Source organism: Paraburkholderia sp. Ac-20347, from assembly GCF_017104805.1.
Lineage (GTDB): Bacteria > Pseudomonadota > Gammaproteobacteria > Burkholderiales > Burkholderiaceae > Paraburkholderia > Paraburkholderia tropica.
Genome location: NZ_JAAGPN010000288.1, coordinates 1 through 9727 on the forward strand (window position 1 = coordinate 1; position 9727 = coordinate 9727).

Annotated in this window: 10 protein-coding genes and 2 pseudogenes; 3 read left to right on the forward strand and 9 right to left on the reverse strand. The window is 66.2% G+C overall.

Annotated features, from left to right (window positions below):
* The 3 genes and pseudogenes from G3N97_RS32680 to G3N97_RS32690 all read right to left on the reverse strand — a co-directional run.
* Positions 1–683 (reverse strand): annotated as a pseudogene (locus tag G3N97_RS32680) (GntP family permease); the annotation flags it as partial.
* Positions 680–1729 (reverse strand): patatin-like phospholipase family protein, encoded by a 1050-nt coding sequence (locus G3N97_RS32685; RefSeq protein WP_205997053.1) that lies wholly within the window; start codon positions 1727–1729, stop codon positions 680–682. The gene G3N97_RS32685 and the pseudogene G3N97_RS32680, both read right to left, overlap by 4 nt.
* Positions 1730–1761: 32 nt before the next feature.
* Positions 1762–2007 carry a hypothetical protein gene (locus tag G3N97_RS32690; RefSeq protein ID WP_205997054.1) on the reverse strand — a complete coding sequence of 82 codons (246 nt, stop codon included), beginning with the start codon at positions 2005–2007 and terminating at the stop codon, positions 1762–1764.
* Between G3N97_RS32690 and G3N97_RS39750 the strand changes: the two are divergent.
* Both G3N97_RS39750 and G3N97_RS39755 read left to right on the forward strand, forming a co-directional pair.
* Positions 1991–2584: pseudogene (locus G3N97_RS39750) on the forward strand (uracil-DNA glycosylase family protein); the annotation flags it as partial. The gene G3N97_RS32690 and the pseudogene G3N97_RS39750 overlap by 17 nt on opposite strands.
* A gap of 102 nt (positions 2585–2686) precedes the next feature.
* A complete protein-coding gene (locus G3N97_RS39755; protein WP_241030976.1) occupies positions 2687–3064 on the forward strand; it encodes a DUF488 family protein in 378 nt (125 codons plus the stop codon).
* Between the two features lie 100 nt (positions 3065–3164).
* Here G3N97_RS39755 and G3N97_RS32700 read toward each other — a convergent pair whose 3' ends face one another.
* A complete protein-coding gene (locus G3N97_RS32700) occupies positions 3165–4487 on the reverse strand; it encodes a TIGR00366 family protein (RefSeq protein WP_205997056.1) in 1323 nt (440 codons plus the stop codon).
* A gap of 293 nt (positions 4488–4780) precedes the next feature.
* Between G3N97_RS32700 and G3N97_RS32705 the strand changes: the two genes are divergently transcribed.
* Positions 4781–5527 carry an SH3 domain-containing protein gene (locus tag G3N97_RS32705; protein WP_205997057.1) on the forward strand — a complete coding sequence of 249 codons (747 nt, stop codon included), beginning with the start codon at positions 4781–4783 and terminating at the stop codon, positions 5525–5527.
* A gap of 59 nt (positions 5528–5586) precedes the next feature.
* Here G3N97_RS32705 and G3N97_RS32710 read toward each other — a convergent pair whose 3' ends face one another.
* The 5 genes from G3N97_RS32710 to G3N97_RS32730 form a co-directional block, all read right to left on the reverse strand.
* The gene (locus G3N97_RS32710) at positions 5587–6567 is read right to left on the reverse strand and encodes a hypothetical protein (RefSeq protein ID WP_205997058.1); all 981 of its coding nucleotides are present in this window, start codon (positions 6565–6567) and stop codon (positions 5587–5589) included.
* Positions 6568–6817: 250 nt separating this feature from the next.
* Entirely contained in the window at positions 6818–6979 is a 162-nt protein-coding gene (locus G3N97_RS32715; RefSeq protein ID WP_205997059.1) for a hypothetical protein, read from the reverse strand.
* Positions 6980–7121: 142 nt separating this feature from the next.
* Positions 7122–7361, reverse strand: a complete 240-nt coding sequence (locus tag G3N97_RS32720; protein WP_205997060.1) for a hypothetical protein — start codon at positions 7359–7361, stop codon at positions 7122–7124.
* Positions 7362–7559: 198 nt separating this feature from the next.
* Complete coding sequence (locus G3N97_RS32725) at positions 7560–7991, reverse strand: Hsp20/alpha crystallin family protein (RefSeq protein ID WP_205997061.1); 432 nt, start codon at positions 7989–7991, stop codon at positions 7560–7562.
* Positions 7992–8139: 148 nt separating this feature from the next.
* Positions 8140–9727 (reverse strand): alpha/beta fold hydrolase (locus tag G3N97_RS32730; protein ID WP_205997062.1); only part of this gene is annotated, 1588 nt, incomplete at its 5' end.

Sequence of the window (9727 nt, forward strand, 5' to 3'; positions counted from 1 at the left end):
CCGCCGGCGCCACCGTCGTACCACCCGACGCAAGCCTCGCCCTTGCGCCTCGCCGCGGCGGCCGCCTGCCCGCGCCACCAGCATCCAAAGCCCGCCATCACGCAGGTCGCGACGATGCCGAGCCCCGGCGCCGCGAACGGCGTCGTGCCGAAGAACGGCATCGGAATCGCGTTTTGCAGCGCGGGCGTGCCGGGCAGCGCGGACATCGTGAACGTGGCCGTGCCGAGCATGATCGTCGCGGGCGTCAGGCGGCGCGGAATATTCGCGGAGCGGAACAGCGCCTGCGCCATCGGCGCGAGCACGAAGAACGCCACGAAGAGGCTCACGCCGCCGTAAGTCACGAGCGCGCCGCCGAGCACCACGGCCACCAGCGCGTGACGCGTGCCAAGCTTGTCGATCATGAATTGCGCGACCGCGTCGACCGAACCGCTGTCCTCCATCAGCTTGCCGAACAGCGAGCCGAGCAGAAACAGCGGAAAGAACTGCGCGAGAAAACGGCCCGTACTGAGCATGAAGGTCTGCGTCCAGTGCGCGAGCACGGGCTGCCCCGAGATCAGCGCGGCGAGCATCGCGCAGAGCGGCGCGAGCAGCAGCACGCTCCAGCCGCGATACGCGAGCCAGATCAGCAGCGCGAGACTCGCGAGCATGCCGACGAGGCCGAGCGCCAGCGCGCCAGCGGTCATGGCTGTTCTCCGTGGAAGAGTTCGTCGAGCGTGAAGGTCGAGTCCACGCCCAGTTGCGCACCGTGGCTGGCGAGGAACGCGTCGGCGGTGCGCCGCCCTTCGTCGCGCAGCATCGTCATGAAGGACCATTCGGCGTTGAGTTTCGATGACGACCCGAGCGACACGAGCGTGTCGCTGTGCACGCGATGCAGCCGCATGCTCGCCCAGCGGCGGCCCTCCTCGCTGCCCGCATCGGCGACCTTGTGCAGCAGCGCCATCATGCGCAGCTCCTTGATGAGCGGCGCGTTGAACGCGATCTCGTTGACCCGGTTGATGATCTCGCGCGCCGAACGCGGCGTGCCCAGACGCTCCACCGGATTGACCTGCACGAGGATCGTGTCGATCGAATCGGTTTCGCGGATCAGCGGCGTGATCGACGGATTGCCCGCGTAACCGCCGTCCCAGTACGCCTCGCCGTCGATTTCGACGGCCTGGAACAGCGTCGGCAGGCAGGCGGAAGCGAGCAGCGCGTCGGGCGTGAGGTCGGCGTTGCGGAACACGCGCGCCTGCCCGTTGCTCACGCGCGTCGCGGTCGTGAAGAGCTTGATGCGCGAGGATCGCAGCGCGTCGAAATCGATGGTGTCCGCGAGGATCGTACGCAGCGGATTGACGCTCGCGGGATTGAGATCGTAGGGCGAGGCCACGCGCGCCATCATGTCGAGCGCGACGAAGATCGGCGAGTGATCGAGCGTCCAGCGGCCCAGCAGCATGTCGACGAAACCGCGCCGGAACGGGCTGAAGCGCGCGGCATCGGCGACGCGTCGCCAGAAGGATTCGAGCGCCTTGCGCGCGCCGGGCGCACCGTCGTGCGCGAAGCCGCTCGCGAGCACGGCGGCGTTCATCGCGCCCGCCGAGGTGCCGGAAATGCCTTCGATCCGCAGCCACGGCTCTTCGAGCAGGCGGTCGAGCACGCCCCAGGTGTAGGCGCCGTGCGACCCGCCGCCCTGCAGGGCGAGGTCGACGAGCAGCGGTTCGGCGTGGGATGTCGTGTCACGTTCGGCGGCCATGGGGGCTCCTTGATCTGCGACCCTTGGCGAGGTTACAGGAAAAGCGCGGAGCGCTTCGCGCGGATGCCGCACTGCGCCAATTTCTGGCGTGGGATGGGCTTTGGAGGCGATGGGCGGGGATTTTGGGTACGCTTGAGGTGTTGCTCGACGCGCATCTGGACGTGCTTGCCGGATGCCTTTGGTAGACTGATTTTTTCGTCTTTTTCGAGCGTGGCCGCGCCGGCCGCCGCTTCGTTTTTCGCCGCTTCGTTCTCGTCGATCGTGCCCCGTTCCGCCACGCTGTCCCGACTTCCCCGTCTGCTTGCCGACATCCGCGCCTGCGGCGTGTGCGGCGATGCGTTGCCGCTCGGTCCGCGCCCGGTGTTGCAGGCCAGCACGACCTCGCGTCTTCTGATCGTCGGTCAGGCGCCGGGCGCGAAAGTCCACGCCTCCGGCATTCCGTGGGACGACGCGAGCGGCGAGCGTCTGCGCGCGTGGCTCGGCATCGGCAAGGACGTGTTCTACGACGACGCACGCGTCGCCATCGTGCCGATGGGTTTCTGCTATCCGGGCCGCGGCGCGAGCGGCGATAACCCGCCGCGCCCCGAGTGCGCCGCGCTCTGGCACGAACGCCTGCTCGCGCTGCTGCCGCAGGTGCGGCTTACGCTGCTGGTCGGACAGTACGCGCAGCGCTACATGCTCGGCGCGCGCCGCAAGGCGTCGCTGACCGAGACGGTCGAAGCGTGGCGCGAGTACGGGCCGGATTGCGTGCCGCTGCCGCATCCGTCGCCGCGCAATCAGGCGTGGTTCAAGCACCATCCGTGGTTCGAGCATGACGTGCTGCCCGCGTTGCGCGAGCGCGTCGCTGCGCTGCTGGATGCGGCGGACGGAGCCTCGGCGGCGGCATCGCTGATCGCATCGCCCACATCCGCGCACCGAGGCGCGCGTATCGCCACGGCTCACCAGGAGACGCACACGATGACTCAAGGGACCATCGAGATCCAGCGGGTGTATGAACCGCTGCCCGACGACGGACGCGCCTGCTTCCTCGTCGACCGCCTGTGGCCGCGCGGCATCCGCAAAGAGACGCTCGCCGGCGTGACCTGGGCGAAGGACGTCGCGCCGAGCACGGCGCTGCGCCAGTGGTTTCATGCGAGCGGCACCGACGCCGCGCACTGGGACGAATTCCGCCGCCGCTATCACGCCGAACTCGACGCCAACCGCGCGGGCTGGCAACCGCTCGCCGACGCCAGCGCGCAGCATCCCATCGTGCTGCTCTACGGCGCGCACGATACCGAACACAATCACGCCGCCGTGCTGCGCGACTTTCTCGCGAAACATCGCCGCCAGAAATGACAACGCCCGGCGCATGGGCCGGGCGTTGTTGCACTGTCCGAAGTGTTCTCGAAGTGTCCAGACTGTCCCTGGCGGACACTTCAGAACACTTCAGTACGGATCAGAACAGATACATCCCCGCGACGAACACCACGCCCGAGAACAGCAGCGTGGTCACGCAGTAACCCATGATGTCGCGCACGCCGAGGCCCGCGATCGCCAGTGCGGGCAGCGCCCAGAACGGCTGCGCCATGTTGGTCCACGCTTCGCCGTAAGCGATCGCCATCGCCGATTTGCCGAGGTCCGCGCCCAGCGCCTGGGCGGCCGGCATCACGAACGGTCCCTGCACGACCCAGTGGCCGCCGCCCGACGGCACCGCGAAGTTGATGACCGCCGAGCTCAGGAACGCGAGCAGCGGGAACGTGTGCACATTGGCGATATCGACGAACCATTTCGTGATCACGCCCGCGAGACCCGAATGGTCCATCAGCGCCTGAATGCCCGCGTAGAACGGGAACTGGATCATGATGCCCGACGCGCCCTTCGCCGCGCCGGCCACCGCACGCGCGTAGGCCATCGGCGTCTTGTGCAGCACGAGGCCCGCGGCGAGGAACACCAGATTCACGGTGTCGATGTCGAGCGCGAAACCCTTTTCGTGGAAACGCACGCCCAGAAACACCGCGCACAGCGCCGCCACCAGCAGCGAGAGCGCGCGGCTTTCCTCGATGCGTTCGGCGAAAGTCGCATCGGGTCCGAGCTTGCGCTCGACCGACGGCGGGTCTTCGAGCAGCGCGGGATCGACCGAGACGACGTCTTCGGGCTTCGGCATCATCAGGCGCACGAGAATCGGCAGCAGGACGATCAGCGCGATCGTGATGAAGGCGTTGTAGCCCGTGAAAATGGTCTGCGAAACCGGGATCAGGCCGATGGTCTTTTCCATCGGATTGCCCTTGGTGGCCGCGACCAGCGGCACCGAGCCCGAGAGGCCGCCGTGCCACGTGAGAAAGCCCATGTACGCGGCCGCGACCAGCAGCCGGTAGTCGGTGCCGCGCACGCGGCGCGCCACTTCGCGCGAGAACATCGCGCCGAGCACGAGGCCGAAGCCCCAGTTGATCGCGCACGCAACCGCGCCCACGAAGGCCACCAGCATCACGCCCTGGCCCGGCGTGCGCGCGCAGCCGGCGAGCGCGACCAGCATGCGCTTGACCGGCGCCGAGCTGGCGAGCGCGTGGCCGGTCACGAGGATCAGCACCATCTGCATCGAGAAGGCGAGCAGATTCCAGAAGCCCGAACCCCACATCATCACGAGTTGGGCGGGCGGCTGCGGCGTCAGCGAGAACGCCAGTACGAAGGTCACGACCGTCAGCAGGATCGCGAAAATGAGTGGGTCCGGCAAAAATCGATGGACTACGCCGGTAAAGAAATTGGCAATGCGTTGAATCACCTGGTCTGCTCCTCGTCTTTCTGATTTGAATCCGGCTGCCGCTTCTGCTGCGACTTGGTGCGCCTGCGTCCTGCGGCGTGCCGAGCCGCGATTCTTGCACAAGCTGCGCGAGCGCGTACGGCTCGCCCGCGTGGTGCGGTGTTCCGACCATGTCCCGAAATTCGCCGTATGCGTGCTGACGCTGTCGAAATACCCCGTAACATGCGCAACCGCGCCCTAAATCGCTTATCTGCTACCGTTAAGGTTGTGTCTCAATAATTTCACCGGGCAGTTCCAACCACCAAGGAGCCGCGATGCGCAAACAGCTCATCGGTGCGATGCTCGCCGGACTCGCCACGCTCGTCGCGGCGCCCGCGCCGGCACTCGCGCAGTCCCAGGCGTTCACGAGCATGACCGTCAATCTGTACGCCGGTCCCGCCGGCGATTTCCCCGTCGTGGCGCAGGTGCCCGGCGGCGTTTCGATTGCGGTGATGGGCTGCGTCTCCGGCTTCAGCTGGTGCGACGTCAGCCTGCCCGGCCTGCGCGGCTGGGTGTACGGCGGGTATATCTCGTATCCGTGGCAAGGCGCGCGCGTGCCGGTGCTGAACTACGGCCCGACCATCGGCCTGCCGATCATCACGTTCTCGCTCGGCGCGTATTGGGGCAGCTATTACCGTGACCGGCCGTGGTACGGCAACCGGGCGCGCTGGAGCCGTCATCCGGGTCCGCGCCCGGGACCGCCGCCGGCGATCCGGCCGCCCTCGCATGGACGTCCGCCGGGTGGTCCCGGCAACCGGCCCGGTTCAGGTCAGGGCAATCGACCGCCCAATCATGGCGGCGCGCGGCCGCCGGGTAATAACAACGCCCGCCCGCCGGGTAACAACAATGCACGGCCGCCTGGCAATAACGCGGGCGGCAGGCCGCAAGGACAAGGCGGTGGTGGCGGAAGACCGCCCGGAGGGGGCGGCGGCGGACGTGGCAGCGGCGGCGGCGGCGGTGGAAATCGCCCGTCCGGAGGTGGCGGTGGTGGTGGCGGCGGCGGTGGACGCCCCGGCAATTGATCGCGGCCGGGCGCGCCGCACCTGTTCGGCAGGCGCGCCCGACCTGCCCTCACACTTCTTCAGAAGCGATAACCGATGCCGCCCAGGATCACATCGGTATCGCGGCTATAGCGCGTGACCACGCGATTCCACGTTACGCGCGCCGCCCAATGCTGCGTGAACCGATACGACGCCGAAACCGAGACGAGCCCCGACAGAATGCCGTCGCCGGTATCGCGCTGATCGCTGTTGTCGCCGTGGTGAATCGCGGCATAAAGACCCGCGCCGAAACCCAGCGTGAGACGCTCGTCGAGAAATGCGCGCGTGAGCCACAATTGCGCGGTTGCGCCGTCGCGCCGCGCCGACAAGCCGTTCCCCTCGTGCAGATACCCGATCGAACCGTCGAGCCAATGCGTGATGCCGCGCCGGTATTCGATCGATTCGGCCGCCGACGTTTGCGACTCCAGGCTGTTGAGGATGGTCTCGCCCGCCATCAACGTGATTTCGTTGTTCGTCACGTCGTGCGTGCGCGGCAGCGCGAAGTCGCGCGGCCCCGGCGTGTCCGGCGCGTCCAGTTGATAACCGATGCCGAGCATGAGCGCCGTGGTGGACGGCCCGCGCGCGACGCCCACGCGGTTCAGTTGCAGATTTGCCGTCCAGCGGTTGCTGGCGTACCACGTCAGCCGCGCGCTATAGACCGCGCCCCAACCGTGCGTGTTCGAATAGCCGAGCCCCTGCTTCGCGGCTTCGGTATCGAAATAGCGATACGGCCCCACGCCCAGAGAAAACACGAAACGCCGGTTGTCGAACGGCAAACGCGCCCACGCCTGAATGCTCTGCCCGTCGCGATGATGGCCAGGAATATGGCCTTCGTTGAGCCATGAAACGCTGCCGGCGAAATACTTGCCGAAGCCTTCCATGTAATTCATTTCCCACGAATACGAGTGGTCTGAGCCGCTCACGAGCGGACCGGCGAACAGCGTGAACTCCTGGGCGACAGCACACCTGGACGACAGGAACAACACCGCGGCGCCAACCGCGAAACTCCAGGCTTGCTTCATTCCGTAGACGACCTTGTGTGAGTGCGGGACGACGCCGGATGCGCGTCGTCTTGCGATGCGAACGCATCATTTTCCCGGCGAATCGCGCGCGTTGCGTGTGCGCATGCACACGAAACACGACATAAATCACATCACCGCGTATTCAGCGCTTTGCCATTTCAGCCAATTACTTCGGATAACGAATTATTACGGAGAAAAAAATGCCGCACCTCGGTGCGGCATGCTCCGTCGAAACGGAATCAGTGCCCGATCAGCGCACGTTGTGGCAAACGCGCACCGGGTGATGATGATGAACTTCGGTGTGGCACACGGTGTGATGATGCGGAGCGGCGACAGCGGCCAGCGGCGCGGCCATGGCGGCGCACAGCATCAGGGCGGACAGACGGGCGAACGGCTTGGCGATGACTTTCATGCGTGGACTCTCGATGGGCTGCAACAAAAGGCAGCACTGTATCGCAAAGCGCCTCACATTTCGTTACACGCTTGTAACGAGCGTAGCGCCCGATATCCACCCCTTGACAGCGGCAGAATCGCCCATCTCCACGCGCGGGGCCTCACGCCGTGCCGCCCTCTTCGCTCCACCTGTCGTCGGGTTCGTCGTGACCGTCGTGTGTCAGTCGCCGCAGCACTTCCTGGCCCAGACTCGTGAGACGCGGTGCGTAACCGCGTTCGTCGGCGTCCATTTCAACAAGCTGGTAGCGCGCCAGCGCGAGAAAATCGGAATCGAGCGTGTGCAGCGGCGTGTTCGCGTCGCGGATCAGCAGCAGCGCGGCCAGTTCGTGGTGACTGAGCATCGAATCTCTCCTGTCCAGAACTCACAGTGACGACCAGCATAGCGGGCTAAACGTACAGTTTCGCTACAAGCGTGTTTCGTCGCGTTACGGCCAGATGATCGTTGCTGCAGACGTAAAAATGCGGCGCACGGTTCGCAATAATCGCGAACCGTGCGCCGCCCGTCTTACGTCACAAACGCCCCGCCAGTTGACCGGGATTTAGTGGATCTCGAGACGCTTGCTCGCGCCCGCCGCCTTCTTCGGCAACACCAGCGTCAGCACGCCGTCGTTATAGCTCGCGCTCGCCTGGGCTTCGTCGACGTCGGCGGCCAGCGTGAACGAGCGGCCCACGCTGCCCGAATAACGCTCGCGCCGTAGCACGCGTTCGCCCTCTTTCAATTCGGTGTCGCGCTCGACTTTGGCCGCGATCGACACCAGATTGCCGTCGATTTTCACGTCGATGTCCTGCTTGGCGACGCCCGGCATTTCCGCCTTGACCGTATACGCCGCATCGTTTTCCGTCACGTCGATGCGAATACTCGCCGCCTGACCTTCGGACGCGCCCGCACTACGCATCGGACGGAACAACCCCTGGAACAGATCGGGCACACCATCGAACGAAAACGGATCGTGACGCGAGATATGGCTCATGACTGGCTCCTTGAAGATCACTTGAAGAATGATTTGGCTGTCCGCACTTGCATGGCGTGATTTTTCACGCGCATCAATCCAACGGACTCCTTAGCAATACGCGAGGATGACCAAGCCCGGCTTGGCCTCTGTTCCCCTGCGATCGCGCCTACCGCTCGAAGATATAGACGCCTGGCGCGTTTGCAAGACCCTCTTCAAGCGCGCGTGCAGAAATTTTTTCGCTCGACTGTGCGTGCAGCCATTGCGCGAAGCGCGGCCACCATGAACCCTCGACCGGCGGCGTCTCGTCGAAGAAGGTTTGCGGCGGCGGCCACGGCGCGCCCGCCTCGCGCTTCGCGCAGCGATAGTGACGCCGCGGATGCCCCGGCTCCGAAACGATGCCCGCGTTGTGTCCGCCCGACGTCAGCACGAACGTTGCCGGATTGCGCGTCATGTGCAGCAGTTGATAAACCGAACGCCACGGCGAAACGTGATCGCGCTCGGTGCCCACCATGAACATCGGCTGCGCGATATCGGCGAGCGACACGGCGCGGCCGTCCACGCGAAAACGCCCTTGCGCCAGATCGTTGTGCAGATAGAGACGGCGAAGGTACTCGCTGTGCATGCGGTACGGCATGCGCGTGGTATCCGCGTTCCACGACATCAGGTCGTTCGGTTTCGAACGCTGGCCGAGCAGATACTCGTTGATCGCGCGCGACCAGACGAGATCGCGCGTATTGAGCAACTGGAACGTCCCGGCCATCTGCTCGCCTTCGAGACAACCCTGACGCGCCATCAGCGCATCGAGCGCCGCAAGCTCGCTCTCGCCGATAAAGAAACGCAGCTCGCCGGGCGCGCGGAAATCGGTCTGCGCGGCAAGCAGCGATACCGTATGCAGCGCGTCCGCTTGCAGCAAAGCGCCGCCGTTCACAGGTTGCGGCTGTCCGGCGAGCGCCGCCGCCGCGATCGCCAGCAGCGTGCCGCCGAGACAATAGCCGACCGCCTGCGCGGGCGCGTCGCCGCAACGCGCGCGAGCGGCCGCGAGGGCTTCGAATACCGTGTTCAGATAATCGTCGAGACGCCAGTCGCGCTCGTCCGGCGACGGGTTGTGCCACGACAGCATGAACACCGTGAAGCCCTGATCGACGAGAAAACGCACCAGCGAGTTGTGCGGCTGCAGATCGAGCACGTAGTACTTCATGATCCACGACGGCACGATGAACACCGGCTCGCGCGCGACGCCCGGTGTCGTCGGCGTGTATTGCAGCAGCTCGCAGAGCGCGTTGCGCCACACGACCTTGCCGGGCGTCACGGCCACGTCCTGACCCGGCGCGAACGCAAGTGGTTCGGGCGCGCCGCCTGCCGCGTGACGCGCCTGCGCGGCAAAGTCTTCGAGCCAATGCCGGTAGCCCGCGATGAAATTCGCGCCGCCGCTCGCGCGCGCCGCGTCGAGCACCACGGGATTGGTCGCCGCAAAATTGCCCGGCGACGCCGCGTCGAGCCAGAGCCGCACCATGAAGCGCACGAGATCGGCGCGATGAGGGTCGACGCCGGCCACGGACTCGGTCGCTTCGCGCCACCACGACTGCGTGCGCAGATAGCCATCGCGCCACGCGCTGTACGGCCAGGCCGACCACGCGGGCGCGGCGAACCGCGCATCGGCGGGCGCGCCTGGCGGTGGGGTTTGCGACGGGTCTTGCGTCGATGCCGCCGCGCCGGGCCACGCCGCGCTCCACGCGGCCAGCACATCGGACCAC

Coding starts and splice junctions, on each gene's coding strand:
- G3N97_RS32720 (WP_205997060.1), bottom strand. CDS start 7,361: ATGCTCAGTCACCACGAACTGGCCGCGCTGCTGCTGATCCGCGACGCG.
- G3N97_RS32715 (WP_205997059.1), bottom strand. CDS start 6,979: ATGAAAGTCATCGCCAAGCCGTTCGCCCGTCTGTCCGCCCTGATGCTG.
- G3N97_RS32705 (WP_205997057.1), top strand. CDS start 4,781: ATGCGCAAACAGCTCATCGGTGCGATGCTCGCCGGACTCGCCACGCTC.
- G3N97_RS32725 (WP_205997061.1), bottom strand. CDS start 7,991: ATGAGCCATATCTCGCGTCACGATCCGTTTTCGTTCGATGGTGTGCCC.
- G3N97_RS32710 (WP_205997058.1), bottom strand. CDS start 6,567: ATGAAGCAAGCCTGGAGTTTCGCGGTTGGCGCCGCGGTGTTGTTCCTG.
- G3N97_RS39755 (WP_241030976.1), top strand. CDS start 2,687: ATGACTCAAGGGACCATCGAGATCCAGCGGGTGTATGAACCGCTGCCC.
- G3N97_RS32685 (WP_205997053.1), bottom strand. CDS start 1,729: ATGGCCGCCGAACGTGACACGACATCCCACGCCGAACCGCTGCTCGTC.